General features: G+C 69.8%; 22 protein-coding genes. 16 read left to right on the top strand and 6 right to left on the bottom strand.

Annotated elements, in window-relative coordinates; genetic code table 11:
* Positions 1-30 precede the first annotated feature (30 nt).
* On the top strand, positions 31-948 hold the full coding sequence (locus CK951_RS11330) for a diacylglycerol kinase family protein (protein ID WP_096786247.1): 918 nt from the start codon (positions 31-33) through the stop codon (positions 946-948).
* Positions 945-1,745 carry a metallophosphoesterase gene (locus CK951_RS11325; RefSeq protein WP_096786246.1) on the top strand — a complete coding sequence of 267 codons (801 nt, stop codon included), beginning with the start codon at positions 945-947 and terminating at the stop codon, positions 1,743-1,745. Before CK951_RS11330 ends, CK951_RS11325 begins: the two co-directional genes overlap by 4 nt.
* Here CK951_RS11325 and CK951_RS11320 read toward each other — a convergent pair.
* Positions 1,677-4,109, bottom strand: a complete 2,433-nt coding sequence (locus CK951_RS11320) for a bifunctional diguanylate cyclase/phosphodiesterase (RefSeq protein WP_096786245.1) — start codon at positions 4,107-4,109, stop codon at positions 1,677-1,679. The two genes, CK951_RS11325 and CK951_RS11320, sit on opposite strands and share 69 nt — an antisense overlap.
* Before the next feature lie 363 nt (positions 4,110-4,472).
* Between CK951_RS11320 and CK951_RS11315 the strand changes: the two genes are divergently transcribed.
* From CK951_RS11315 to CK951_RS11295, 5 genes are read left to right on the top strand one after another with little or no spacing between them, the layout of a single operon-like run.
* Positions 4,473-5,192, top strand: coding sequence for a hypothetical protein (locus CK951_RS11315; RefSeq protein WP_232520613.1), 720 nt, complete (start codon positions 4,473-4,475; stop codon positions 5,190-5,192).
* A gap of 19 nt (positions 5,193-5,211) precedes the next feature.
* A complete protein-coding gene (gene bcsA, locus CK951_RS11310; RefSeq protein ID WP_096786244.1) occupies positions 5,212-7,578 on the top strand; it encodes a UDP-forming cellulose synthase catalytic subunit in 2,367 nt (788 codons plus the stop codon).
* A complete protein-coding gene (locus CK951_RS11305) occupies positions 7,575-9,737 on the top strand; it encodes a cellulose biosynthesis cyclic di-GMP-binding regulatory protein BcsB (protein WP_232520612.1) in 2,163 nt (720 codons plus the stop codon). The genes bcsA and CK951_RS11305 overlap by 4 nt, the downstream gene beginning before the upstream one ends.
* On the top strand, positions 9,734-10,816 hold the full coding sequence (locus tag CK951_RS11300) for a glycosyl hydrolase family 8 (protein WP_096786242.1): 1,083 nt from the start codon (positions 9,734-9,736) through the stop codon (positions 10,814-10,816). Before CK951_RS11305 ends, CK951_RS11300 begins: the two co-directional genes overlap by 4 nt.
* A complete protein-coding gene (locus CK951_RS11295) occupies positions 10,801-12,156 on the top strand; it encodes a hypothetical protein (protein ID WP_096786241.1) in 1,356 nt (451 codons plus the stop codon). Before CK951_RS11300 ends, CK951_RS11295 begins: the two co-directional genes overlap by 16 nt.
* 19 nt (positions 12,157-12,175) lie before the next feature.
* Here the strand turns inward: CK951_RS11295 and CK951_RS11290 are convergent, their stop codons facing one another.
* Together CK951_RS11290 and CK951_RS11285 are read right to left on the bottom strand one after the other, a co-directional pair.
* Complete coding sequence (locus CK951_RS11290; protein WP_096786240.1) at positions 12,176-13,189, bottom strand: sensor domain-containing diguanylate cyclase; 1,014 nt, start codon at positions 13,187-13,189, stop codon at positions 12,176-12,178.
* 129 nt (positions 13,190-13,318) lie between these two features.
* Positions 13,319-14,512: an NnrS family protein gene (locus CK951_RS11285; RefSeq protein ID WP_096787240.1), complete on the bottom strand. Its 1,194-nt coding sequence runs from the start codon at positions 14,510-14,512 to the stop codon at positions 13,319-13,321.
* A gap of 206 nt (positions 14,513-14,718) precedes the next feature.
* On the opposite strand from CK951_RS11285, the gene CK951_RS11280 reads away from it, so the two are divergent.
* The gene (locus CK951_RS11280) at positions 14,719-15,414 is read left to right on the top strand and encodes a Crp/Fnr family transcriptional regulator (protein WP_096786239.1); all 696 of its coding nucleotides are present in this window, start codon (positions 14,719-14,721) and stop codon (positions 15,412-15,414) included.
* A 181-nt stretch (positions 15,415-15,595) separates the two neighbouring features.
* Here the strand turns inward: CK951_RS11280 and CK951_RS11275 are convergent, their stop codons facing one another.
* Positions 15,596-15,802, bottom strand: coding sequence for a DUF1858 domain-containing protein (locus CK951_RS11275; protein ID WP_096787239.1), 207 nt, complete (start codon positions 15,800-15,802; stop codon positions 15,596-15,598).
* A 150-nt stretch (positions 15,803-15,952) separates the two neighbouring features.
* On the opposite strand from CK951_RS11275, the gene CK951_RS11270 reads away from it, so the two are divergent.
* From CK951_RS11270 to hemN, 8 genes are all read left to right on the top strand, one after another.
* Entirely contained in the window at positions 15,953-16,402 is a 450-nt protein-coding gene (locus CK951_RS11270; RefSeq protein ID WP_096786238.1) for a cytochrome c, read from the top strand.
* Positions 16,403-16,416: 14 nt separating this feature from the next.
* The gene (locus CK951_RS11265) at positions 16,417-17,754 is read left to right on the top strand and encodes a cbb3-type cytochrome c oxidase subunit I (RefSeq protein WP_096786237.1); all 1,338 of its coding nucleotides are present in this window, start codon (positions 16,417-16,419) and stop codon (positions 17,752-17,754) included.
* A complete protein-coding gene (locus CK951_RS11260; protein WP_096786236.1) occupies positions 17,751-18,548 on the top strand; it encodes a CbbQ/NirQ/NorQ/GpvN family protein in 798 nt (265 codons plus the stop codon). Before CK951_RS11265 ends, CK951_RS11260 begins: the two co-directional genes overlap by 4 nt.
* 9 nt (positions 18,549-18,557) lie before the next feature.
* A complete protein-coding gene (locus CK951_RS11255) occupies positions 18,558-20,447 on the top strand; it encodes a nitric oxide reductase activation protein NorD (protein WP_096786235.1) in 1,890 nt (629 codons plus the stop codon).
* A 1-nt stretch (position 20,448) separates the two neighbouring features.
* Positions 20,449-20,622, top strand: coding sequence for a protein NnrT (locus CK951_RS11250; protein ID WP_096786234.1), 174 nt, complete (start codon positions 20,449-20,451; stop codon positions 20,620-20,622).
* Positions 20,619-20,837 (top strand): NnrT protein, encoded by a 219-nt coding sequence (locus CK951_RS11245; protein WP_096786233.1) that lies wholly within the window; start codon positions 20,619-20,621, stop codon positions 20,835-20,837. The genes CK951_RS11250 and CK951_RS11245 overlap by 4 nt, the downstream gene beginning before the upstream one ends.
* Positions 20,834-21,529 carry an NnrU family protein gene (locus CK951_RS11240; RefSeq protein ID WP_096786232.1) on the top strand — a complete coding sequence of 232 codons (696 nt, stop codon included), beginning with the start codon at positions 20,834-20,836 and terminating at the stop codon, positions 21,527-21,529. Before CK951_RS11245 ends, CK951_RS11240 begins: the two co-directional genes overlap by 4 nt.
* 75 nt (positions 21,530-21,604) lie before the next feature.
* On the top strand, positions 21,605-22,963 hold the full coding sequence (gene hemN, locus CK951_RS11235; protein ID WP_096786231.1) for an oxygen-independent coproporphyrinogen III oxidase: 1,359 nt from the start codon (positions 21,605-21,607) through the stop codon (positions 22,961-22,963).
* A gap of 49 nt (positions 22,964-23,012) precedes the next feature.
* Here hemN and CK951_RS11230 read toward each other — a convergent pair whose 3' ends face one another.
* Both CK951_RS11230 and CK951_RS11225 read right to left on the bottom strand, forming a co-directional pair.
* On the bottom strand, positions 23,013-23,756 hold the full coding sequence (locus CK951_RS11230; protein ID WP_096787238.1) for a LuxR C-terminal-related transcriptional regulator: 744 nt from the start codon (positions 23,754-23,756) through the stop codon (positions 23,013-23,015).
* A 401-nt stretch (positions 23,757-24,157) separates the two neighbouring features.
* The gene (locus tag CK951_RS11225) at positions 24,158-25,537 is read right to left on the bottom strand and encodes a PucC family protein (protein WP_096786230.1); all 1,380 of its coding nucleotides are present in this window, start codon (positions 25,535-25,537) and stop codon (positions 24,158-24,160) included.
* Positions 25,538-25,643: the final 106 nt, after the last annotated feature.

The raw sequence follows: 25,643 nt of genomic DNA, 5'->3' as shown, positions 1-25,643 counted from the left end.
GTGCCGTGAGGCACGAGAGCGGAGAGAAGCATGGCCCAGCCCGACATCTGTGTGGTGATGAATGCCGGCTCCGGCAAGGGCGAGGAGGCGGATCGCGTCCGCGACGCCTTCCGGGCGCAGGGTGTCGAGGTGCACGTCGATCTGGTCGAGGATGGCAGCCAGATCGAGGCCGTTGCGCGCGAGGCAGTCGAGCGCGGCTTCGGCACCATCGTGGCCGCGGGGGGCGACGGCACGATCTGCGCCGTCGCCGCCGCCCTGTCGCAGAGCGGGCGGCGGATGGGCATCCTGCCGCTGGGCACATTCAACTATTTCGCGCGCTCGCTGGCGCTGCCGGACGATCTTGACGAGTCGGTGGCGGTGATCTGCGCCGGCCGCACGGCGCCCATCCGCGTCGCCACCGTGAACGGGCAGGTCTTCCTGAACAACGCGAGCCTTGGCGTGTATCCGGCGATCCTGAAGGTGCGCGAGGAGATCTATGGCCGCTGGGGCCGCAGCCGCTTCCTTGCCTACTGGTCGGTGCTGAAGGTGCTGGCAAGGATGGGCAGGCCGCTGCGCCTGCACGTCCGGGCCGGCGGCGAGGAACGGATCGTGCGCTCGCCGCTGATCTTCGTGGTAAACAACGCCTTCCAGCTGGAACAGATGAAGCTTGAAGGCTCGGACCGGGTGGCGGCAGGGGATCTCGTGGTCTTCATCGCGCCCGACACCGGGCGGCTCGGCATGTTCCGCAACGCGGCGGCACTCGCGCTGGGCTATGCCAGCGTCGACCAGAACTACGCGATGATGAGCGGCCCGCATGTCGAGATCGACCTGCCCGCCGGCCGCAGCCGGCGCTGGCACGTCGCCCTTGACGGCGAGCGCGAGCGGATGGTGCCACCGTTCGACCTGCGCGCCATCGAGGGCGCGCTGGAGGTCACCGTGCCCGGGCACTGGGATCGCGACGTGCGATGAGGCGGGTTCTCCATCTGTCTGACCTCCATTTCGGCCGCGACCGACCGGAGCTCATGCGGCCGCTGATCGAGACGGTGAACAGCCTAGAGCCGGATCTGGTGGCGATCTCGGGCGACCTGACGCAGCGGGCGACCGAGGCGCAGTTCCGCGCGGCGGCGACCTTCGTCGCGGCGCTGAAGCCGCCGGTCCTGGTGGTGCCGGGCAACCATGACGTGCCGCTGCACAATCTTGCGGTGCGGCTGGTGAAGCCGTGGCAACGCTACCGCCGCTGGTTCGGCCGCGACCTGGAACCCTGCTGGATCGACGACGAGATGATCGTGGTCGGCGCCAATACGGTGAATCCGCTGGCCTGGCAGCGCGGCTGGTTCCGGTCGCGCTCGCTGGCCCGCATCCGCCGCAGTTTCGCGGGCGAGACGGAACGGGTCCGCATCGTCGTGGTGCATCACCCGATGGAGCACACGCCCGAGGACGACAAGGAACTGATGCACGGGGCGGGACGCGCCATCGAGGATCTGGCCGGCTGCGGCGCCGACGTGGTCCTTTCGGGCCATCTGCACACCTGGCGCGTCGGTCCCTTCGCCGAGGCCGCGGGCCGCGGGGTGGTGCTGCAGGTCCATGCCGGCACCGGCCTCTCGACCCGGGTGCGCGGAGAGCCCAACGACTTCAACCTGCTCGAGGTCTCGTCCGCCCGGATCCGCGTGCAGCGCTACGTCGCCTGCGAGGATGCCTCAGGCTTCCGGATCACCGACAGCCGCGCCTTCCACGGCGGCGGCGGGCGCTGGAGCGTCGAGCCCTGACACCGCCGGATCCGCCGCCGGGGCGGGCGATCCGGGCGCCTCGATCCCCGGCGGAAGCTCCAGCTGAGGCTCGGGCGAGGGGCGGCCGAACAGGTAGCCCTGGAAGGTCCGGCAGCCCTTGTCGCGAAGCCAGGCGAGCTGTGACGGCGTCTCGACCCCTTCGGCCACCATCTCGACGCCCAGACCGCGGGCGAGGCCGATGATGCCCTCGAGGATGGTCATGTTGGTCTTCGGCCCGGACAGGCCACCAAGGAAGCTGCGATCGATCTTCAGCACGTCCACCGGCAGGTCGCGCAGGTAGCTGAGCGACGAGAAGCCGGTGCCGAAATCGTCGAGCGCGATGGTCAGGCCGAGCGAGCGCAGGTCCATCATGGTCGCCCGCGCCGCGCCGAGGTTGGACAGCAGCGTGCCCTCGGTGACCTCCAGCTCGATCCGGGAGGGGTCGGCCCCGGTCTCGGCCAGAACCTCGCGCAGGGTCGGCCCGAACTCCTCCGACAGGAACTGCGCCGAGCTGATGTTGACCGACATCCGCAGGTGCCGCCGCGCCGGATCCTGCGCCCAGCCGGCGAGCACCTCCGCGGCCGCCCGCAGCACCCAGAGATCGATGTCGCGGATGAAGCCGGTCTCTTCCGCGAAGGGGATGAAGGCGAGCGGTGCAAGCAGGCCGCGCTGCGGGTGCTGCCAGCGGATCAGCGCCTCCTGGCCCACGATCTCGAGGCCGTTGGCGCCCAGCCGCACCAGCGGTTCGAAGAAGATGCGGAACTCGTTGCGGCGCACCGCCTCGCGCAGTTCCTGCGCGAGGGCGACGCGGCCGACCATGTCCTGCTCCATGTCGGCGCGATAGGCGCGGGCGCGGTCGCCGCCCTCGGCCTTGGCGGCCATCACCGCGAGGTCCACGCCCTTCAGCAGGCCGTCGACGGTGTTTCCCGCCGAGATCGCCGCAAGGCCGATGCTTGCGGTGATCTCCAGCGACAGGCCGTCCACCTGGAAGGGCGCGCGCAGCGTGGCGAGGATCTGCCCGGCCCGCGCTTCCGCCGCGGCCACCGCCGCCGAGGGATCGGCGTGAAGCTCGCCGCAGGTCATGACGAACTCGTCCGCCGAGATGCGCCCGAGATCGCCGCCCTCGGGCCGCAGGCCGTCCAGCCGCGCCGCCACCGCCTGAAGCAGCCGGTCGCCCAGCCACTGGCCGCGCGTGCCGTTGACCTGCCGCATGCCGTCCACGTCGATGTAGAGCAGCGCAAGGTGGCCGTTCTCGCGCACGCAGGTCTGCAGGCAGTCGCGCAGCACCTCGACAAGGCCGCGGCGGTTGTAGTGCCCGGTCAGCGGATCGAAGAAGGCCAGCTGATGCGCCTCGGCCAGCGCCGTGCGCAACGCGGTATCCGCCGAAACCTGCCCCGTGACGTCATCGACGGTCAGCACGACCCGCACCCCCGAGGCGCCGGTCGGTGCCACCGGAGCCGCGTTGACCGACAGCACCCGCTGCCGCCCGTCCGCGCCCAGCAGCACATGGTGAAGGTCGCGCAGCGCCTGCCCCTCGGCCAGGGCGCGCGCGACCGGCATGGCGGTCGCCGGCAGCGGCTCGCCCTCGCGCGAGAGCAGGCGGCAGCCGATGGCCTCCAGCGTCCGGCCGGGCAGGGCCCCGGGCTCCGCGCCCAGAAGCGCCGCCGCCTCGCCATTTGCGAAGACGATCCGGCCGGCGCCGTCGAAGGCGAGGATGGCGGACGTGCTGGTCTGCAGGATGGATTCGAGCAGCAGCCGGTCCTCGCGCAGCGCCTGCGCCGCCTCGGCCGCCTGCCGCTCGCTTTCGCGGCGCTGGGCGGCGGTCAGCATGACCTCGGCGAGCGATTGCAGGATCGTGACATCCTCGGGTGCGAGCTCGGTCCGGCACTGCCCCCAAGCCAGCATGACGCAGCCGGCAAGTCGGCCGTCGCGCAGCATCGGCACCGCCACCATCGAGCGCAGCCCCTCGGCCTCGAGCCGTTCGCGCTCCGGCCCCTGCGGCAGTGCCGCGCTGTCGGGGATCACCGTCGGGGTGCGGCCCTGCAGGCCGGCGCACCAGCCGTCGCAGAACTCCATCCGGTGCCGGCGCGCCCGCGTCCGCCCCGAGCGGGTCCAGTCATGGGTCGCGCGCAGCCTGCCGTCGGGCATCACGCGGCAGACCTGCGCCTGGTCCGCGCCGCAGGCCGAGGCGACCCGCGCAAGCGCCGCGCGGATCGCGCGCTCGATCGACGCCTGCGGGGCGCGCAGCAGCCCGCTGATGATTTCGAGGATTTCCGCGGGCGTCGGGATGGCATGAAACTTGCCGGCATCAGCCGATGCCCCGACCGAACGCACCCATGATCCGCGCTGTCCCTTGCCCGTCATCCGATCGGCTTCGTGTCCTGTTCCAGTGGGTGCGGCCCGACCGTGCATTCAACCTAGAGCACAGTCGAACGGACTGTCAAACCGTTAGGGGAGAACGCGTCCCGGGCCAAGCCCCGCCGATCATGCTGAGAAGCGCGAGGGAGGCTTCCGTAGCGTCACCCGGGCGTCGGCAGGCCCGCTTCCGGGGCTTCGCAGGCGGCGGATCTGCCCGAGGCGAAGGATGTGCGACGTGACTCGCCTCAAGGATGCACGGCTGCAACAGTCGCCCGGCCCTAAAAAGTGTAGCATTGAGAAAAACTGTCGGCATTTCCCGACCTGTGCGATAGAAGGCGGCCTCAGCCGGGCTGGCCGGGGACGGGCAGGATGCGGCAGCAGGTTGCAGGGCAGGACATGACCGCAGGATCGACATCGCCGCTCGGGTTTCGTGCGGGCCTCTGGCTTGCCGCCGGCGCGGCCCTACTCGTCGCGGGATGCGAGGCGACCTCGGTGCCCGGTCGCCCCGCGCTCTCGATCCGGGAAGAGACCGCGCAATTCCGCAGCGTGCCCGACAGCCGCCGCTGGATCCCGGTGGCCGGTGCCCTGCTGACGCAGGAGCGGGACCTTGGCGGCGATGTCGAGCAGCGCATCGCCCTGCCGAACGCGACGACGATCGAGGGCGACAACATGATGGTGCTGCGCGCCCGTGCCGCCCGAGGAACGGCGCTGCCGCGCCTCGGGCTGTCGGCCTTCGCCGATGCCGAGGGCCGGCTGCCACAGCCCTTCGCCACGCTGGCCACCAGCGACCTGCGCTCGGGCGAGGATGCGCTGGGCAGCGTCGTTCATGCCGAGCGGCGCTTCGGCGTGGATACCGTCTGCGTGCTGGCGCTGCGGCGGATGCCGCCGACGGCGCGGCCGCTTCCCGCGCAGGCCGAGGTTCTGGACGTGATGCTGCGCAACTGCGTCCGCGGCCGGCCCGAGGACGCGCTTCGCCCGATCTCGGCCCCAAGCCTCGGCTTCCCCGGCGTGGCGCCCGCCGGCGGCGAGGTCCTCGCGCAGGGCGCGGCCGGGCGCACGCGCTCGCCTCTCGCCGCCCCGTTGCCCTGATTCCCCCGGAGACCCGCCCATGACCGCCCATGTCCCGGCCCGCGAGCCCCGCCGGATCGTCGCCGTCCTGCTGATCGCGGCGTGGCTGCTGCTGCTGCTGCCCTTCGGGATGCTGGCGGCCGCCCCTGTCGCGCCTTCGACGCAGGGGCTGATCGCGCTTGTGGCGGTGGTGCTCGTGGCGGCGCTCAAGCCCTTGGCCGAAAGCATGGCGGCGCGCTTCCTGCTGATGTCGGCGGCCAGCATCGTGGTGCTGCGCTACTGGTTCTGGCGGCTCTTCGAGACGCTGCCGCCGCCGGCACCCGAGGCCTCCTTCATCTGCGCGGCCCTTCTCTTCGCGGTCGAGACCTTCTCGATCGGCATCTTCTTCCTCAACGGCTTCCTCAGCGCGGATCCGACCGACCCGCCGTTCCCGCCGCAGGTCAAGCCCGAGGATCTGCCGACGGTGGACATCCTCGTGCCCTCCTACAACGAGCCGGCCGACATGCTGAGCGTCACGCTCGCCGCGGCCAAGAACATGATCTATCCCGCCCGGCTTCGCACGGTGGTGCTGTGCGACGACGGCGGCACCGACGAGCGCTGCCTGTCCGCCGATCCCGAGCTTGCCCACCGGTCGCAGGAGCGGCGGCGCGAACTGCAGCAGCTTTGCCGCGACCTCGGCGTGGTCTATGCCACGCGGGAGCGCAACGAGCATGCCAAGGCCGGCAACATGTCCGCCGCGCTCGAGCGGCTGAAGGGCGACCTCGTGGTGGTCTTCGATGCCGACCACGTGCCGAGCCGCGACTTCCTTGCCCGGACGGTCGGCTATTTCGTCGCCGACCCCCGGCTGTTCCTGGTCCAGACCCCGCATTTCTTCATCAATCCCGACCCGATCCAGCGCAACCTCGGCCTCGGCGACCGCTGTCCGCCCGAGAACGAGATGTTCTACGGACGCATCCACCGCGGCCTCGACCGCTGGGGCGGGGCGTTCTTCTGCGGCTCGGCCGCCGTCCTGCGGCGCAGCGCGCTGGACGAGGTGGGCGGCTTTGCCGGCGAGACCATCACCGAGGATGCCGAGACCGCGCTGGAGATCCATTCCCGCGGTTGGAAGAGCCTTTATCTCGACCGCGCGATGATCGCGGGCCTGCAGCCCGAGACCTTCGCCTCGTTCATCCAGCAGCGCGGCCGCTGGGCCACCGGCATGATGCAGATGCTGATGCTGAAGAACCCGCTGTTCCGCCGCGGGCTGAGCCTGTCGCAGCGGCTTTGCTATCTCAACTCGATGAGTTTCTGGTTCTTCCCGCTGGTGCGGATGATCTTCCTGATCGCGCCGATGATCTACCTGTTCTTCGGGGTCGAGATCTTCGTGGCGACCTTCGAGGAGGTTCTGGCCTACATGCCGGGCTATCTGGCGGTCAGCTTCCTTGTCCAGAACGCGCTGTTCTCGCGGCAGCGATGGCCGCTGGTCTCGGAGGTCTACGAGATCGCGCAGGCGCCTTACCTGACGCGCGCGATCCTTGGCACGCTGCTCCGCCCGCGCAGCGCGCGCTTTGCCGTCACCGCCAAGGACGAGACGCTGAGCGAGAACTACATCTCGCCGATCTACAAGCCGCTGCTTGCCACCTTCCTGCTCTGCCTTGCCGGCGTGGCGGCCGCGGCGGCGCGCTGGCTGGCCTTCCCCGGCGACCGCTCGGTGCTGCTCGTCGTGGGGGGGTGGGCGGTGTTCAACCTGCTTCTCGTCGGACTCGCGCTGCGCTCCGTCGCCGAGAAGCAGCAACGCCGTGCCGCGCCCCGCGTCCAGATGGAGGTTCCCGCCGAGGCGCTGCTGCCGGCCTTCGGCAACCGGCCGATGGCGGCCACCGTGCTCGACGCCTCGACCAGCGGCGTGCGGCTCCTGCTGCGCCTGCCGGGCACCGGCGATCCGCGCCCGGCGATCGAGCCGGGAACGCAGATCCAGTTCCAGCCGCGCTTTCCGGATGCACCGCAGCTTGAGCGGATGGTGAAGGGCCGCGTGCGGTCCGCCCGGCGCGACGGCGGGACGGTGATGGTCGGCCTCGTGTTCGATGCGGGCCAGCCCATCGCGGTGCGCGAGACGGTGGCCTATCTGATCTTCGGCGAAAGCGCGCACTGGCAGGCGATGCGCGCCGCTACGAGCCGACCGAAGGGGTTGCTCGCCGGCATGGCGCAGGTGCTTTGGCTGGCGGTGTCGACCCTTCCGCGCACGCTGGGCGACTTCCTGGCCGAGCCGGGCCGCCGCCGCCGCCGCCGCGCTGCGCCTCCCGACCGGCCGGCGCATCTGATGGCCTTCGGATCCGATTTCAGCGGCCGGACCGACTGGGCGGACGAGCTGCTCGATCCCACGTGGCAGGTGCCGTCGCGGCCCGCGCCTCTTGCCTGGGGGGCGGAATGATGCGCCTTCCGATCCTGCCGATGGTCCTTCTCGCCTGGGGCACCGCCGCCCTGGCTGACGAGGCGCCGATGATCGTGATCGAGGGCGTGACGCCGCCGGACACCGCAGCCCCCGCCACCCCGGCCGAGGCGCCGCCCGAGGTCGCCCCCTGGCTGATCCCGCTGCGCCCGGTGCAGGAGGGGGCCGACGCCAGCGGCCTGTTCCGCCTGCAGGGCCAGCATGTGCGGGCCGCGTTCCGGCTGTTCCTGCCGCCCGCGGGCGAGCTTGGCACCCTGACGCTGGCCTACCGCAGCAGCATCAACGTCCTGCCAGAACGCTCCTCGGTGGTGGTGCGGGTGAACGGCGAGGTGATCGGCCGGTTCGAGCCGCGCCAGTTCGGCCCGCTTGCCGCGGTGACGCTGCCGCTGGGCACCTCGGCGCGGGTGGGCGAGAACACGGTCACCATCGAGACCGAGCACCGCCACCGGATCTACTGCGGCGCCGAGGCCGAATTCGCGGTCTGGACCGAGTTCGACCTGCGCCAGAGCGGCCTCGTCCTGCCGGCGGAGGCGCTCGACACCAGCCCCGAGACCTTCCTGGCCGCCGTGACCGCGCAGGCGGCCTCGGGCAGGCCGCTCGAGATCCGGGCGGCCGAGGTGCCGGACGAGGCGGCCCTGCGCGATCTGGCCGTGGCGCTGGGTCGCCCGCTGCCGGGAGAGGCCCTGCCGATCGCCTTGGGGCAGCCCTGGGCACGGACGCCGAGCCCGAGCTTTGCCCGCGTGTCGGTGCTGCCGTCGGACGCCGACCGGGTGTCGATCCGCCGTGGCGGCGACGAGGCGCTGGTGCTGGTGCTGGAACATCCTGCGGGCCGGCCACCGAAGACCGAGCTGGTGGCCGGGCTCTTCGGCCGGGCCGCAAGCGGGCCGCCTTCCGCGCTTCCGCTGCTCGAGCCGGGGGCCGCGGTGCCGCTGTCGACGCTGGGCCTCTCCACGCTCGTGACCGACGACCGCTACTACCGCCGCGACCTCGACTTCCGCCTGCCGGAGGACTGGCTGCTGCTGGCCACGCAGAAGGCGTGGTTCGGGCTCGACTACGGCTTCGCCGAGGGCCTGCCCGAGGGCGCCGTGCTGCTCGTGAAGGTGAACGGCACCACCGTGCGGATGCTGCCGCTCGACCGCGAGGCGGGGCCGGTGAAGCCGCGGCTCGACATCCGCTTCCCGGCGCGGCTGCTGCGGCCGGGGCCGAACCGGCTGACCTTCGAATCGATCATCCCCGGCGATCCGGCCGACGAACCCTGTCCGGCCGGGGCCGGCGACCTGCTGGCGGTGCTCGATTCCTCGGAGCTGACGGTGCCGCCGGCGCCGCGGATGGAGATGGACGACATGGCGCGCGATCTGGCGGGCCTGCGGGCCGAGGGCATCCACCCGGCGACGCCCGAGGGCCTCGCGCGGGCGCTGCCCTTCATGGCGGCCTTCGGAACCGGCTCGGCCGAGGGCGAGGTCTCGCTGACGGTGGCTGGCCTGCACGATCTCGGGCGCGTGCCAATGGCCGAGGCCGGCCTCACCCCGCGGCTTCTGGCGCTGGCGCTGCTGCCGCCCACCGTCTCGCGCCTTGTGGAGCGGCCGGAGGAGCCGGCGACCGGGGCCGCGCCGGTGCCGCTGGGCCTTGGCCCGGCAGAGGGCGGATCGCCGCCGCTGGTTGGCACGCACTGGCTCGGGCGCGCGAAGGCGCTTGTGGCGGCGACACTGGAACCGGCGGTGGTGGGCGCGCGACGGCTGCTTCAGCCGGGGGACGGCGCGCTTGCGGACTGGCTTTCCGTCCGGAAGGGTGTGGCGGTGGTCCTTGCGCCAGCGCCGGGCCGGCTCTGGGTCGTGCTCGGCCCCGATGCCGAGCCTGCGGCGGTGGCGGCCGCGCTGGCGCGTGCGCCGCATTCCCCGCTGGGCCCGCAGGGGCAACTGGCCGTTCTGGGGACGGACGGGCGCTGGTCGAGCTGGACCGCCCCCGGTATCCTTCCGCGGCTGAAGGAACCGCTGAGCCCGGGCAACCTCCGGCAGGTGGTGGGCAACGTCGCCTCGGCGCGCCCGCCGATGCTGCTGGGGGGGATGCTGGGCCTTGCGTGGATCAGCGCCGCCGTGGCGCTGGCCTTCGTGGTGAGGACGAGGGGGAGAGGCAGGAAATGATGCGCCGCACGCTGCTACGCTCGGCCGCCGCGGCGGCGCTGTGCTGGCCGGCCTTGCGGATCGCCGGGCAGGCGGCGACCGAGGATGGCGGGGGCCTGCCGCCCGACCATCCGCTGCAGGCGGCCTGGAGCGACTGGAAGGCCGCCTTCCTGCTCCCTGCGGGCCGCATCGTGGATGGCCCGCAGCAGAATGCCAGCCATTCGGAAGGGCAGGGCTACGGGGCAGCCCTCGCCGCCATCTTCGGCGACGAGGAGGCGCTGCGCAGGATCGCCGACTGGACCGAGGCCAACCTCGCCCGCCGCGACGACGGTCTTCTTGCCTGGCGCTGGCTGCCCGGCGTGACGCTGGCGGTGCCCGACCGCAACAACGCGACCGATGGCGACCTGTTCTATGCCTGGGCGCTGGCGCTCGGCTCGCGCCGCTTCGGCGACGCGGATCTGGCCGCCCGGTCGACCGAGCTTGCGCGCGCCATCGCGCTGCATTGCATCCGGCCGCATCCCGACGGCTCCGAAAAGCTCGTGCTGCTGCCGGGCGCCGAGGGTTTCGAGACGACCGAGGGCGTCGTGCTCAACCCCTCCTACTACATGCCGCGGGCGATGATGGAACTTGGTGCCTTCAGCGGACAGGACCGGCTGCGCCGCTGTGCCCGCGATGGCGCGGCCTGGATCGCGGGCCTCGGCCTTGCACCGGACTGGGCGCTGGTCACGCCCGAGGGCGATCGGCCCGCACCGGGCCTGTCCGGCAATTCGGGCTATGATGCGATGCGCGTGCCGCTGTTCCTGCTGTGGTCGGGCCTGACCGCCAACCCCGCTCTGCGCCGCTTCGCCGAGGCGCAGCGTGCAGCCCCGGCCGAGGCCGGCGCCCCCGTCGTCTTCGAGCGGGCTACCGGGAAGGTGCTGGAGCGTTCCGCCGACCCCGGCTTCCGCGCGATCCCGGCGCTGGGGGAATGCGCGCTGGCCGGCCAGCCCGGAGCGGCGATTCCGCCTTTCGAAGCGCGCCAGCCCTATTATCCCGCGACGCTGCACCTGATGGCGCTCGTCGCCCAAGTGGAAGGGTTTTCCGCATGCGCGCCGATCTGACCCTGCTGCGCCGGGCGGCGCTGGTTCTGGCCCTTGCGGGGCCCGCCTTCGGACAGGGCGCGGCGCCGCTGCCACAGGATCTCGAGGCGCTGAACTACTACGTCTCGAGCGGCGACACCGCCGCGGCCGAGGCCGAGCTGCGCCGCTTGCGCGCGCAGTTCCCGGAGTGGGAGGTGCCCTCGGACCTTACCACTCTGGGACAGCGCTCTCCGGCCGAGGAGATCGACCGGATCTACCGCCTGATCGCCGACGGTGAACTGGCCGAGGCGCGGCGGACGATGGAAGAGACGACGCGCATCTTTCCCGGCTGGGTCCCGCCCGCCGAGATGGTGCAGCTTCTGGACACGGCCGAGGCGCAGGCCGCCTTCGACAGCGCCGCGGCCTCGGGCGATGCCGCACTGGCGGTCGAGATCGCCCGGCGCAGCCCGCAGATCCTGCGCTGCGACCGGGTGAACAACGCCTGGCGGCTGGCCGAGATGCAGGTCGCACTGGGCCAGACTGCCGCCGCCGTGCAGAGCTATCGCGGCGTGATCACCTCGTGCACCGGCCTGCCGGAGATCTCCGCTACGCTGGAAAAGGCCGATGCGGTGGCCAGCGATGCCGAACTGGCCGATCTCTTCCGCCTTGCGAGCGGCCAGCTGCCCGGGGCGGGGCCGGCGCTCAAGGCGCTGGAGACCCGGCTGAGGTCCGGCCGTGGCGCGGCGCCGGCGGTGGCGACGGACCTTCCCGCGGCGGGCAGGCCGCGCACCGCAGGGGCGGCCGTTGCAGCCGCGTCCCCGCGGGTCGGCGGCGGCAGCGGTTCCTCCGCGGTCCGGGCGGCTGCAGCCCGGGGGGACTGGACCCGCTGCGCCGCGCTGACGGCCGGCGCGACCTCGGCCGAGGTGCTCTACGAGCGGGCGTGGTGCGTCTACAACCTCAACCGCCCGCTCGAGGCGCTCTGGGCCTTCGAACCCGCGGCGTCGGGCCGGCTGGGGGGACAGGTGGCGCGGGATGCGCGCTTCGGCAAGGCGCTCGCGTTCCTCGCGCTTCAGATGACGGAGGAGGCCGCGCGCATCGCAGCCGCAACCGACCTGACCGACCAGCAACGCGTCGAGGTCGAGGCCATCATCCTCGACCAGCGCGGCGTCCGGTCCTACCGGCTGAAGGAATATCGCCGGGCGATCGCCTATTTCGACGCCTACGAGGACCTGACCGGCGGCCTTCGCCGGGATCTGGCACTTCTGCGCGCCTATGCCTGGCTCAACATCGGCAAGCGGGCAGAGGCGAAAAGGCTTTTCACCGAGTTGAACGACCAGCTTGCCACCCCGGAAACCCGGGCCGGACTCGCCGCGAGCCGCTGACCTGCGGCTGCGGCGCGGGCTAGTGGATGCGCTCGGTTGGCCGGAAGGCGATGACCTTGTGCGCGCCGTCGGGGGCGACGCACCGGTTGCGCCCGGCCACCTTGGCGATCTTGAGCAGCCTGTCGGCCGCCGCGACCCAGGCCTCGGCGCTGCTGTGCTGCGCCGAGACGGGGGCAACGCCGAAGCTGGCCGTCACGCGGACCTCGGGATGGCCGGGAAAGCGCGAGTCCTCGATCGCGAGCCTCAGGCGCTCGGCGGCCTGAACCGCCGCCTCGAGGCTCGCGCCTTCGAGGAAGACGCCGAAGGCCTCTCCGCCGAGCCGCCCGAGATGGTCGCCGCGGCGGATCGCGCCGCGGATCGTGCGCGCCACCGTGGACAGCACCACGTCCCCGAAGTCATGGCCATGCGTCTCGTTGATGTCCCGGAACCGGTCCAGGTTGAACGTGACGAGGCTCGAGACCTGTCCGCCGCTGCGTGCCCGTTCCATCGCGCGGCGCAGGATCGACAGAAAGGCGCGCCGGGTGGCCGCGGTCGTCTGCGGATCCTCCGTGGCCATCAGCCGCAGCTCGAGCTGGGCGACCGTGAGCCGGGCAAGGTTCACCAGAACATCGCGGTCCACCTGGGTGTAGTCGCGCGGGATGGTGTCCATCACGCAGATGCTGCCGATGTTGTAGCCGTCGGGCGTGGTCAGAGGCGCGCCGAGATAGCTGCGGATGTGCGGGGGGCCGACCACGTAGGGATTGTCGCGGAAACGCCGGTCGGTCGAGGCATCGACGACCTGCAGCACCTGGTTGCTCTGGATCGTGCAGTTGCAGAAGGCGTCATGGCGGGGCGTGACGTTGGATTCGATCCCCGGGTGGGATTTCAGCCACTGCCGGTCCGCATCGATCAGCGTCATGGCCGCCATGGGCGCCGCGTAGATCGAGCGCAACAGCTCGGTAATCAGGTCGAATTCCGGCTCGGACTGGGTGTCGAGAATTTCGTATCTCTGCAGCGCCGCCAGTCGCCCGGCTTCGACATCGGTCTTGCACATGCTCCGTTGAAGCTCCTGCTGAGGCGGGACCGGGCGGCGGCCCACGGCGCCCGGGAATGGGCTGACCGTAATGAGAATTAATCGCGCCGCGCCCCGGATTGTCAAGCACTTGCCCGCCGCAGGGACGGATCAGCCGTTCGCCTGCCGCCGTGCCGGATTGGGCGAAAGAAGGAACGGGCCGATCCGGCCGATGAAGGTGGCAAAGCCCGTCGTCCAGAGCAGCGCGGCGAGCGTGTAGCCGTCGAAGCCCGCCAGTTCCGCATCGGCCAGCAGCGCCCGGGCAAGGGCCGCGGCCACGATGCAGGCGAAGCCCGCGGTCAGCAGCGGCCCGGCTTCCAGCGCGCGGCCGGTGTGCCCCAGCGAGGCGCGCATCATCACCGCAAGGGTCATGCCGCCGATCGCGCCGATGCCCAGCAGGTGCATGCCCGGAGGCTGGCCGATCCAGCCCGCGGCGGCCAGCGCCACGGCGAGGAAGCCGAGCGGCAGGAACGCATAGGCCACGTGCAGCATCAGCAGGATCGGCGAGCGCCAGACCGCATGGCCCTGCCAGCGCGACAGGCGCGCGACATGCAGGCCCGCGGCCGCCGTCAGCGCAAGCGCCGTGGGCCAGCCCTCGGGCCGAGCGATCCAGAGCACGAGGGCAAGGGCCGCCGCGATCAGGCAGGCGGCGTCGAAGCGGTTGAAGGGGGTGGGCATCACGGCGCCGGGGCGCTTCGCCAGCCAGTTGCGGGTGAAGCTCGGGATGATGCGCCCACCGATCAGCATGATCAGGAACACCACCGTGGCAAAACCCATCCGCCGACCATAGTCGCTCTCGCCCGCCTGCATCGCCTCGACGTGGAAGACCACATTGGCCACCAGGTAGAGCATCACCGGAACCACCACCTTGAGGTTGTTCCAGTTCCGCCCGGCGGCGATCTCGGTCACCGCCATGGCGGCCACGGCGACAAGGAAGCCCGCGTCGATCGCGAGGACGAGCAGGGGCAGGTCGCCAAAGGCCCCGGCGACAGCGAAGCGCCCCGCGATCCACAGCGCCGCGAGCAGCGCCAGCGGCCGTCCCTGCCGCGGCATCCGCCCGGTCCAGTTCGGGATGGCCGTGAACAGGAAGCCCGCGATCACCGCCGAGGTATAGCCGAACAGCATCTCGTGGATGTGCCAGTCGATGGGCGAGAACGACGAGGGCAGGGTGACATGGCCGCTCCATGCCGCCATCCAGGCCGGGATGATCGTGGCCGCGAACAGCGCGGCCATCAGGAAGAACGGGCGAAAGCCGTAGCTGAGGATTGCCGGTCCGTCGTAGGATCTTGGTGTATCGCTGGCCATCGCCGTCTCCTCGTGCAAAAAGGGGGCGGCGGCTGGTGCCGCCGCCCTCAGGATGCCGACCATCCGGGACGCTGGTGGCCGGTCTCCTGCCGGTTGACGGTGGCGGAGCCCTTGCAGGTCGGCCCTCGCGTTTTGTTCCGTCCCGAGTGAATATGTGTCAGTCCCGGCAGGCCTTCGTTGTCCTGCCGCAAACTCGGATCAGGCTCTTGAACAAGCTCGACGAAAGCCTTCTTGCCAAGCTTCCGCCCTTCAGCCGGCTCGACCGCGCGCAGATCCGGGCGATCCTCGACCAGGCGTCGCCGAAACGCTACGACGAAGGGGTGACCGTCTTCGGCGAGGGCATGCCGGCCGACCGCTTCTACCTGCTGCTGGACGGCACGATCCGGGTGATCCGCACCACGCCGACCGGCGAGCAGATCATTGCGCTGCACATCGGGCCGGGCCAGCTCTTCGGGATCGCCCCGGCACTGGCGCGGGACACCTATCCGGCCACCGCGGTCGCGGCGGGGGAGTGCCTTGCGCTGTCGTGGCCAGTGCGACTGTGGCCTGAGTTCACCCAGAGCTACGAGGGGTTCGCGACCGAAAGCTACCGCACGCTGGGCGAGCGGCTGGGCGAGATGCAGAACCGCATCACCGAACTGGCCACCCAGCAGGTCGAGCAGCGGGTGGCCGCCTGCCTGCTGCGGATGGTGACCCAGTCGGGGCGCAAGGTCGAGAACGGCCTCGAGATCTCGTTCCCGATCACCCGCCAGAACATCTCGGAGATGACGGGCACGACCCTGCACACGGTCTCTCGGTTGCTGTCGGCCTGGGAGCGCGAGGGGATCGTGGAGAGCGCCCGCCGTCGCATCGTGGTGACCGCCCCGCACCGGCTGGTCATCCTGAGCGGCGCGGCCGGCTAGTCCGCGCGGCAGCCCTTTTAGAAGTGGCGGGCCTTGACGCCCGGAAGCCTTTTCCGAACTGACACGGCGGGCCAGCCCGCGCGGAGAGCCCTTTCCGAAGCGGAAGGGCGGTCCCAACCCTATGGAGCCCTCTGCGGGGCACGAAACCCGCCCGAACATGACCGGGCGGCGCGGGCGCGGCTCAGGGCATCGCCGCGCGATGCAGGGCCAGACGGAAGTCCGCCTCGTCCAGTCCGTATTCGGCGCAGGCGTCGATGACCGTGTGGAACGGCGCGATCGGGCAGCCAAGGCACAGCATCCGCCGCGACAGGAAGACGTCGGCCGTGGCGGGCCAGCGGTCGAAGATCCGCGCGAGCGGCAGGTCGGGGTCGTCGAGGTTCGGTCGCATGATCGGGTTCCCGGCGGAGGGCGCATGCCGCCCGTCCGATGCACCCACCATGCGCCAGCCAATCGCGGGCTTCTTTGTGATCCCGCAACTTCCGCCGGGGCGGCCTCCGCTAGGACATCCTCACCCGAAACCATTCGCCAGGACCGTCCCATGTCGGAACTCCTTACGAAATCGCGGGCCCGGAACGTGTTCTATGGGGGATCGCTCTTCTTCATAGCCATTTTCGTGGGTCTGACGGTTCAGAGCCACAACTACGTGGTCACCTCAACCGCCGCCGTGCCGCTGACCGAGGAGGTCAGGCTGGGCAAGGAAGTGTGGGAGAAGAACAGCTGCATCAACTGCCACACGCTGCACGGCGAGGGCGCCTATTTCGCCCCCGAGGTCGGCAACGTGATGACGCGCTGGGGCGTGCTGGACGATCCCGACGCCGCTGCCGAGATGCTGGGCGGCTGGATCGACGCGCAGCCCTCGGGCGTCGAGGGCCGCCGCCAGATGCCGCACTTCACCCTCACCGACGAGGAGAAGCGCGGCCTGTCCGAGTTCCTGCGCTGGGCGGACAAGATGAACACGCAATCCTGGCCGCCGAACGACGCCGGCTGAGGGGGGGACGCAACATGAAATACCAATCGCAAAAGGTGGCGCTGGCCTATTTCAGCGTGGCGATGGCGCTCTTTGCCATCCAGGTGCTGGGCGGGCTGCTCGCGGGCTGGATCTACGTCTCGCCCAACACGCTTTCGGAAATCCTGCCGTTCAACGTGGTGCGGATGATCCACACCAACGCGCTGATCGTCTGGCTGCTGCTCGGCTTCTTCGGCGCGGCCTATTTCCTTGTCCCCGAGGAAGCCGAGCGTGAACTCTTCTCGGTCAAGCTCGCCTATCTGCAGCTGGGCATCCTCGTCGTCGGCACGCTGGGCGCCGTCGTCAGCTACCTGGTCGGCATCCACGGCGGGCGCGAGTTCCTGGAACAGCCCCTCTGGGTCAAGGGCGGCATCCTCGTCGCCGCGCTGATCTTCCTGTTCAACATCTCGATGACGGCGCTTGCGGGCCGCAAGACCGCGATCACCAACATCCTGCTGACGGGTCTGTGGCTTCTGTGCCTGCTCTGGCTCTTTGCCTTCATCAACCCCGACAACCTCGGCCTCGACAAGATGTACTGGTGGTACATCGTGCACCTCTGGGTCGAAGGCACCTGGGAACTGGTGATGGCGGCCATCCTCGGCTACCTGATGCTGAAGCTGACGGGCGTCGACCGCGAGGTGATCGAGAAGTGGCTCTACGTCATCGTCGCCACCGCGCTCTTCTCGGGCATCCTCGGCACCGGGCACCACTTCTACTGGATCGGCACTCCCGGCTACTGGCAGTGGATCGGCTCGATCTTCTCGACAATGGAAGTCGCGCCCTTCTTCGCGATGATGTCCTTCGCCTTCGTGATGGTCTGGAAGGGCCGCCGCAACCACCCGAACAAGGCCGCGCTGCTGTGGTCGCTCGGTTCCTCCACGGTCGCCTTCTTCGGCGCGGGCGTCTGGGGCTTCCTGCACACCTTGCATGGCGTGAACTACTTCACCCACGGCACGCAGATCACCGCGGCCCACGGCCACCTCGCGTTCTACGGCGCCTATGTGGCCCTGAACCTCGCGATGTTCACCTATGCGATGCCGATGCTGCGTGAGCGGGCTCCCTACAGCCAGTGGATGAACATGGCGGCCTTCTGGCTGATGACCGGCGGCATGGCGTTCATGACCTTCACGCTGACCTTCGCGGGCACCATCCAGGTCCACCTGCAGCGCGTGATGGGCGAGTATTACATGGACGTGCAGGACCAGCTGGCGATGTTCTACGTGATCCGCTTCGGCTCGGGTGCGGCGGTGGTCCTCGGTGCGCTCCTGTTCATCTACAGCCTCGCCGTGGTTCGCCGGGCCCCCGTGGCCAATGCGGTGGGAGAGGCGGCATGAACGCCCTCGTCCGCGACGTCACGGTGCCCTTCTACAAGCCCGTCGGCAACGAGTGCAGCCTGTTCGAGGCGGCCAGCAACAAAGGTCTTCCCCTTCTTCTGAAGGGGCCGACCGGCTGCGGCAAGACGCGGTTCGTCGAGCACATGGCGGCGCGGATGGGGCGCAAGCTATATACCGTCGCCTGCCATGACGACCTGTCGGCGGCGGATCTCATCGGGCGCTTCCTCCTGAAGGGGGGAGCCACCGAATGGGTGGACGGGCCCTTGACCCGCGCCGTCCGCGAAGGCGCGATCTGCTATCTCGACGAGGTGGTCGAGGCCCGCAAGGACGTGACGGTGGTGCTTCACCCGCTGACCGACAACCGCCGCACGCTGATGATCGACCGGACGGGCGAGGAACTGGTGGCGCCTCCGGGCTTCATGCTGGTCGCCTCCTACAACCCCGGCTACCAGAACATCCTGAAGCGGCTGAAGCCCTCGACCCGGCAGCGCTTCCTGTCGATCAGCTTCACCTTCCCCGACCCGGTGACCGAGACGGCCGTGGTGGCGCGCGAGAGCGGGCTGTCCGAGGCCAGGGTCGCGCCGCTCGTGCGGCTCGCCGGACACGTCCGCGCCCTCTCGGGCATGGACCTGGAGGAAGGCGTCTCAACCCGGCTTCTCGTCTACGCGGCCTCGCTGATGGCGGGCGGCATGACGGTGGAGCAGGCGCTGGAAGCCGCGGTGATCGAGCCGCTGACCGACGAACCCGACGTGGCGCAAGCGCTGCGCGACCTCGTCGCAACCGTCTACGGCTGAGGTAGACCCATGAGCTTCCACGTGTTCGACCTGATGGAGCCGGAGGAAACCGTCGGCAACCTCTGGCACGACTACGCCAGCCGCTTCGCCGCGACCCGCGGCCACGAGGGCGCCGCCGTTACGCTGGAAGCCATGCGCCCGAGCGTGGCGGTCCTCTTCCGCGCGCTCGGCGGCCCTGCGGGCGTCGAGATCGGCGAGAGCCCGGCGACCGCCGCCCGGCACCGGCGCGGCCTCGGCTCGAAGCTGGGCGAGACGCGGATCCTTGAACATGTGGCTGGCTTCGACGGGGAGCGGCTGCGGCTGCCTCCCGTCCTCGACTGTTTCCCTTCGGCCGACCTGAACCGGGCGGCCTATCTCTGGCTCGCGGCCCTTGCGGCGCAGGTGGACCTGCCAGAGCCTGCCGGGCCGCTGGCCTTCGATCTGGCGCAGATCGCGGCGATGGAGGCGGCGACCGCCCGCGTCCTGTCGCTGGCGCCGGGGCTGGCCGACGTCTATCGCACGCTCTCGGCCCATGTCCGCCTGTCGCGCGAGACCCATGCCGCCTTCGGCACCGAAACCGCGGTGGAGGAGCGTGTGCGCGCGGCCCTTGGCGGCACAATGACCGCCCGGGCGCACGACCTGACCGGCGGGCACGAACCCTCGGGCTACGCCCCCTTCGCGCCGGTTCCGCTTTGGCTGCGGCTGTCGCGCGGGGCAGGGGGCAAGGCTGCTTCGAACCCCGATGAGACAAACGCGCCGGCGAGCCTTCCCACCACCACGCGCAAGGTGGGCCAGCGGCGCGACCTCGACCAGGCGAACCGCAAGGACGGCTTCATCGTCCACCGCTTCGAAGCGATCCTGAGCTGGGTCGAGGCGCTGAACATCAACCGCGCCACCGACGACGACGATCAGGAGAACGCGCAGAAGGCGGCCGAGGATCAGGACCACATCACCCTGACCCAGCATTTCAAGCGCGCGGCCAGCCGGTTGCGCCTGCACCTCGACCTCGCCCCGCAGGATGCCGACCACGAGCGCCTGTCGGACCGCTTCACCTATCCCGAATGGAACCACCGCTCGAAGAGCCTGATGCCCGATCACTGCCGCGTGCTCGAGGCCGAGGCCGAGGCCGAGGCGGGTCCAGGCTTCGCTCCCGACCCCCGGCTGATGACCCGTGTGCGGCGGCAGTTCGAGACGCTCCACCCGCGCCGCATCCTCTGCAAGCGGCAGGTAGAGGGCGCGGAGCTGGACCTCGACGCGCTGATCGAGGCTCAGGTGGCGCTGCGCACCACGGGCCGCGGCTCCGACCGGATCTACCTCAACTCGCGCGCCATCGAGCGTGACCTGTCGGTCGCGATCCTGATGGACTGCTCGCGCTCGACGGAGGCCGTCGTCGGCGACCGCTCGGTGATCGACACCGCGCGCGAGGCGCTGGCGGCGCTGGCGGGCGGCATCGACGTGGCGGGCGACCGGCTGGCGATCTGGGGCTTCTCCTCGCTGCGCCGCGACCGGGTGTTCCTCAAGAAATGCAAGGGCTTCGACGAGCCGATGGGCGAGGCGGTGACGGGGCGCATCGGCGGCCTGCGTCCCGGCCACTACACCCGCCTCGGCACCGCGATCCGCCATGCCTCGGCGATGCTGGCCGAGGAAGCCGCCAGCCGGAAGCTGCTGCTGGTGCTGACCGACGGCAAGCCCAACGACCTTGACCACTACGAGGGCATCCACGGCATCGAGGACAGCCGCATGGCGGTGCGCGAGGCCCGCGCGTTGGCGCAGTCCGTCCATGGCGTGATCGTGGATGCGGACGGACAGGACTGGTTCGCCCGGATCTTCGGCCGCGTCGGTTTCACGCTGCTTCCCGACCCTGCGCGGCTGTCCCGCGCGCTGCCCGACATCTACCGTTCCCTCACCCAGGAGATCTGACATGCGAATCCTGCTTCCCCTGCTGATCCTCATCCCCGGCGCGGTCGCGGCGGCCACCTTCGAACGGCCCGTCCCGCAGGCCCAGACCGACGTGGCCGAGTTCTGGTTCGCCATGGCCTCGCTCGGCTTCGTGCTGGCGCTGGCCGCGGTGCAATGGATGGTGCAGCGCAGATGACCCGCCGCACCCGCGTCACCCTCTGGCTCTATCCGTTCGGTGCCGGGGCTGCGGGGGTGAACCTTTTCTTCGCCTCGTTGATCCTTTCATGGGTCGACGTGCCGCTCATTCCGCCGATATGGTCGTTTCTGGGCGGGATGATCATCGGGATACCCGCCACGCACCTATTTGCCGGGCACATCGTCCGGCTGATGGAGCAGGCGGAGCGCGCTTGACGGACTGGATCGAATTCGCGGCGGCGCTGTCCGTCTTCTTTGCCTCGCATCTGCTGCCCGCGCGGCCGGGCGTGCGCGAGCCTCTGATCGGACTGCTGGGGCGGCGCGCCTATTTCGCCGCCTATGGCGTGGTGTCGCTTCTCGTGCTGGCCTGGCTGATCGCAGCGGCCGCCCGGGCGCCCTTCGTGGAACTCTGGCCGCAGACGCCGGCGGTGCGCTGGGTGCCGAACTGCACCGCGCCGGTGGTCTGGATGCTGGTGGCGCAGGGCTTCGGCCTGCCCTGGCCCTGGACCCTTGGCGGGAAGCGCCGCATGCCCTTCGATCCCGAGCGTCCGGGCCTCGCCGCGCTGTCGCGTCATCCGCTGCTGATCGCGCTCATGCTCTGGTCGGCGGCGCATACGCTGACGAACGGCGATCTGGCGCATGTCATCATGTTCGGCTCGTTCTTCGGCCTGTCCGTCGCGGCCATCCCGATGTTCGATCGCCGCGCCCGCCGCGCCCTGCCACCGGCGGAGCGTGACGCCGCGTTCCGGGCTGCGCCGCTCTTCTCGTTGCGGCCGCTGGTCGATCCGCACTGGCTGAAGCAGAACGAGGAGCACATCCTGCCGCGGCTTCTGGCGGCGGCGGCGATCTGGGCGCTGGCGCTGGCGCTGCATCAGACGGTTGTCGGCGTCTCGCCGCTGCCGATGTAGGGGCTGCGACACCCTGTCCGGGGCGTTTGATCTTGCGCAAAGTGTCCTGCGACCGGAACCGTTAAGAGGTTCCCCATGACAAACATCGCCCTCCTCCAGAGTCTCGGACTCTTCGATGCGCGCGTGCCGCGCTACACGAGTTACCCGGCGGCGCCCGTCTTCTCGGGCGCCGTGGGATCCGAATTCCAGGCCGCGGCCATCGAGGCGCTCGATCCGGCCGTGCCGATCTCGGTCTATGTCCACATCCCGTTCTGCGAGCGGCTCTGCTGGTTCTGCGCCTGCCGGACCCAGGGCACCCAGACGCTGGCGCCGGTCGAGGCCTATGTCGGAACGCTCCTGCAGGAGCTGGAGCTGGTGAAGAAGCACCTGCCCGCCGGCGTGAAGGCGGGACGGCTGCACTGGGGCGGTGGCACGCCCACGATCCTGTCGCCCGAGCTGATCCACAAGCTTGCCCAAGCGATCAAGGCGGTGATCCCCTTCGCGGACGACTACGAGTTCTCGGTCGAGATCGACCCGATGATGGTGGACGAGCCGAAGATCCGCGCGCTGAGCGAGGAGGGCATGAACCGCGCCTCGATCGGCATCCAGGACTTCACCGACATCGTCCAGAATGCCATCGGCCGCGAGCAGCCGTTCGAGAACACCCTGGCCTGCGTCGAGACGCTGCGCCGCTACGGGGTGAACTCGCTGAACACCGACCTCGTCTACGGCCTGCCGCACCAGAACCGCGACAGCCTGGCCGCGACGATCGACAAGGTGCTGCAGCTGCGGCCCGACCGGGTGGCGATCTTCGGCTATGCCCACGTGCCGTGGATGGCCAAGCGCCAGAAGCTGATCGACGAGACCGTGCTGCCCCCCGACATCGAGCGGCACGAACTGGCGAACCTCGCCGCGAAGCTGTTCACGGAAGGCGGGTTCGAGCGCATCGGCATCGACCACTTCGCCCGCCCCGAGGACAGCATGGCAGTCGCCGCCCGCACCGGCAAGCTGCGCCGCAACTTCCAGGGCTATACCGACGACACCTGCCCGACGCTGCTTGGCATCGGCGCCTCGTCGATCTCGAAGTTCAGCGAAGGCTACCTGCAGAACACCGCAGCCACGGCCGCCTACATCAAGAAGGTCGAGGACGGCGAGCTTCCCGGCTATCGCGGCCACCGCATGACCGAGGACGACTATCTCCACGCGCGCGCAATCGAGATGATCATGTGCGACTTCCACTTCGACATGCCGGCACTGAAGGCCGCCTTCGGCGACGCCGCCGACGAGCTGGCCGGGCGGGTGGCCGAGGCGGAGGCGAAGTTCGCGCCCTTCGTGAAGACGGATGCCACGGGGTCGTTCACCATCGCACCCGAGGGCCGGGCGCTGGCGCGGATGATCGCGCGGGTGTTCGATGCCTATGAGACGCCGGAAGCGCGCTACTCGCAGGCTTCCTGAGATTTGCGCCCCGGCCGCGACGACGGCCGGGGCGACGGCCTCTCCTGCGTCAGGAGAGGCGGCCTTCTCCCGCGAACATGCTGGAATTCAGCTTGAAGGCAGCCTCGGTGCGGTTCTTCGCGCCCAGCTTCTTCATGATGTTGCGGATGTGGACCTTCACGGTGCTCTCGCAAAGCTTGAGCTCTCCCGCGATGATCTTGTTCGACTTGCCACGCCGGAGGGCGTCGCAAACCGCGCGCTGACGCTCGGTCAGATGCTCGTCGACCGCGATGCGCGGCTCCTCCCGCTCGGGAATGGCCCCCCGCAGCGCGGCGAGGCTGGCCCGGGCCAGGAAGATCCCGTCGAAGGACGCAAGACGGCTGGCCTCGACGATGTCGTCGATCCCGACCGAAGAGGGCAGGTAGCTGCGCGCCCCGCAGTCGAAGGCGGTGATCATCTCGCGAAGGTCGTTCGCGGCGCCTATGACCACCACCGGGGACGCCCCGGCATCGGCCACCACCGCAGCGATCTCGTGCGATACCTCGACCACCGGGCGGTTGCCGGTGCTGTAGAGGATGACCTTCTGGTCATTGCGATCCCGTCTGGCCCGCCATTCCTCGATCGAGCCGAAACCGGAAATCTCGATGTCGGGATGGGCAAGGGCCACGCATCGAACCAGACACTCGCGCTCCAGCGTCCGGGGGTCGATCATTACAAGAGAACGGCGGTCAACCAGCTGTGAACTGGTCGCAGCGGGCAGATCGCCGCCGATGGTATTCAAGGTTCTGGAAAAAGAGTCTGGCGAATGATTCATCATAATCTGTCCACTCTGTCTGATGGGACTTGTCCCCCCGGTTAATTCGACCTCACAAAGTTTTGCCCATTTCTATACTTTAGCATGCATGGGAGAGAGCGCAAAGTGCTGTTCTCGCACGGAAAACGTCGTTCAGTCGTCGGGGCATGCCGAAAAGGACAGGTTGGGGATAACTGGGTGCCCGGAAGACATTGTTTCCGCTGTGTTAACCATCTTTAATGCCGCAAGCCCTCTTATCCGTCCTTCGGCGAAATCTCGCCTTGAGAGTTGTGGTGGTGCAACCATGCGGTGTAAGGGGCTACCGGTTGCCTTACCTCAGGATGCGGCAACGGGATGAGGAACGCCGGCCCGGACGCATGTCCGGAACCGGCGTGGGGGGCGGTCGTTCGAAGGTGATTCGGTCAGACCCGCTGCGCCGCGAGGGCCGCGCGCAGCAGGGGAAGGATCACCACGAGGGTGATCGCGAGGAACGCGGTCTCGACCGCGAAGACCGCGAGGTAGGGCGTGGCAGGACCCTGGGCTTGCAGGTCGGGCATCGCCTTCAGCACGTCGCGCAGCACGCCTGCGCCGGCCACCGCGACCCCGGCGCAAGTGGCCTGCACCGCACCCCAGGCGCCGAGCGCCAGCCCCACCTGCTCGCGGGGGGCAAGGCGCATGGTGGCGGTCAGCGTACCATGGCTGAACAGGCCGCCGCCGAAGCCCACGACCAGCGTGCCGAGCACGAAGATCCACGGGTTCGTGGCCGAGGTCGCGGCCATGATGGCGAAGAAGCCCGGGATCCCCGCCGCCGCGCCAAGGAAGGCCATGCGCAACGGGTCGAAGCCGCGGCCCAGCACCCAGGACGCCAGCCAGAAGCCGGCAAGGCCGCCGCCGGCGAAGGTCGCCGTCAGCCGGGTGGTCTCCGACACCGTCAGTGCCAGCACCTGACCGCCATAGGGTTCGAGGATCACGTCCGCCATCCCGAAGCCGAGCGTGCCGAGGCCGATGACGATCAGGCCGTGCAGCGCGTTCTTGCGATTGATGAACTCGCGCCAGTGCTCGGAGAACTCGGGGTCCTTCTCGGGCTTCACGGTATAGGCGCGGTTGCGCGGCTCCATCTTCCAGAGCGCGACCATGTTCAGCACGAAGACCGCCACCGCCACGCCCGAGATCACCTTGATCAGCTGCGCGTCATAATAGGGATCGAGCAGCCAGCCGAAGCCGATCGACGAGAAGATCATGCTGACCAGCAGCACGACATACATCAGCCCCACCACCTTCGGCTGATCCTCGCGCGGGGCGAGGTCGGTGGCGAGTGCGAGGCCCACCGTCTGGATGATGTGGACGCCGGCGCCGACCATCAGGAAGGCAAGCCCGGCCGAGGAGACGCCCAGCCAGAACGGCTGACCCTCGGCATAGCCCTTGCCGCCCAGGACGATGAGGGCGAAGGGCATGATGGCAAAGCCGCCCCAGAGCGCCAGCGTCCCCTTGTAGATCCAGGGCACCCGCCGCCAGCCGAGCGCCGAGATATGGGTGTCGGACTTGAATCCGATCAGCGCGCGGAACGGCGCGAACAGCAGCGGCAGCGAGATCATGATGCCCACGACCGAGGCGGGCACCTCCAGCTCGACGATCATCACCCGGTTCAGCGTGCCGACCAGCAGCACGATCGCCATGCCCACCGCGACCTGGAACAGCGACAGACGGAGCAGCTTCTTCAGCGGCAACTGGTCCGAGGCGGCATCGGCGAAGGGCAGGAAACGGGGTCCGATCCGGACGAGGTGTTCGGCAAAGCGGCTCATGCGTGAGAAATCCCGGGGAAGGCGCAAGCGCGCACTGAGGAAACGTATCGGGCTTCAGGCACGCTGCCCGAACAGGAACGGCGACGGCACACGTCGCTTGTGCGAC

This window comes from Rhodobacter sp. CZR27, from assembly GCF_002407205.1.
Classification (GTDB): Bacteria; Pseudomonadota; Alphaproteobacteria; order Rhodobacterales; family Rhodobacteraceae; genus Cereibacter_A.
Note: the sequence above shows the minus strand (reverse complement) of the source record. Positions and strands in the feature narration are given on the sequence as shown.

Coding starts and splice junctions, on each gene's coding strand:
- CK951_RS11330 (WP_096786247.1), top strand. CDS start 31: ATGGCCCAGCCCGACATCTGTGTGGTGATGAATGCCGGCTCCGGCAAG.
- CK951_RS11325 (WP_096786246.1), top strand. CDS start 945: ATGAGGCGGGTTCTCCATCTGTCTGACCTCCATTTCGGCCGCGACCGA.
- CK951_RS11320 (WP_096786245.1), bottom strand. CDS start 4,109: ATGACGGGCAAGGGACAGCGCGGATCATGGGTGCGTTCGGTCGGGGCA.
- CK951_RS11315 (WP_232520613.1), top strand. CDS start 4,473: ATGCGGCAGCAGGTTGCAGGGCAGGACATGACCGCAGGATCGACATCG.
- bcsA (WP_096786244.1), top strand. CDS start 5,212: ATGACCGCCCATGTCCCGGCCCGCGAGCCCCGCCGGATCGTCGCCGTC.
- CK951_RS11305 (WP_232520612.1), top strand. CDS start 7,575: ATGATGCGCCTTCCGATCCTGCCGATGGTCCTTCTCGCCTGGGGCACC.
- CK951_RS11300 (WP_096786242.1), top strand. CDS start 9,734: ATGATGCGCCGCACGCTGCTACGCTCGGCCGCCGCGGCGGCGCTGTGC.
- CK951_RS11295 (WP_096786241.1), top strand. CDS start 10,801: ATGCGCGCCGATCTGACCCTGCTGCGCCGGGCGGCGCTGGTTCTGGCC.
- CK951_RS11290 (WP_096786240.1), bottom strand. CDS start 13,189: ATGTGCAAGACCGATGTCGAAGCCGGGCGACTGGCGGCGCTGCAGAGA.
- CK951_RS11285 (WP_096787240.1), bottom strand. CDS start 14,512: ATGGCCAGCGATACACCAAGATCCTACGACGGACCGGCAATCCTCAGC.
- CK951_RS11275 (WP_096787239.1), bottom strand. CDS start 15,802: ATGCGACCGAACCTCGACGACCCCGACCTGCCGCTCGCGCGGATCTTC.
- CK951_RS11270 (WP_096786238.1), top strand. CDS start 15,953: ATGTCGGAACTCCTTACGAAATCGCGGGCCCGGAACGTGTTCTATGGG.
- CK951_RS11265 (WP_096786237.1), top strand. CDS start 16,417: ATGAAATACCAATCGCAAAAGGTGGCGCTGGCCTATTTCAGCGTGGCG.
- CK951_RS11260 (WP_096786236.1), top strand. CDS start 17,751: ATGAACGCCCTCGTCCGCGACGTCACGGTGCCCTTCTACAAGCCCGTC.
- CK951_RS11255 (WP_096786235.1), top strand. CDS start 18,558: ATGAGCTTCCACGTGTTCGACCTGATGGAGCCGGAGGAAACCGTCGGC.
- CK951_RS11250 (WP_096786234.1), top strand. CDS start 20,449: ATGCGAATCCTGCTTCCCCTGCTGATCCTCATCCCCGGCGCGGTCGCG.
- CK951_RS11245 (WP_096786233.1), top strand. CDS start 20,619: ATGACCCGCCGCACCCGCGTCACCCTCTGGCTCTATCCGTTCGGTGCC.
- hemN (WP_096786231.1), top strand. CDS start 21,605: ATGACAAACATCGCCCTCCTCCAGAGTCTCGGACTCTTCGATGCGCGC.
- CK951_RS11230 (WP_096787238.1), bottom strand. CDS start 23,756: ATGAATCATTCGCCAGACTCTTTTTCCAGAACCTTGAATACCATCGGC.
- CK951_RS11225 (WP_096786230.1), bottom strand. CDS start 25,537: ATGAGCCGCTTTGCCGAACACCTCGTCCGGATCGGACCCCGTTTCCTG.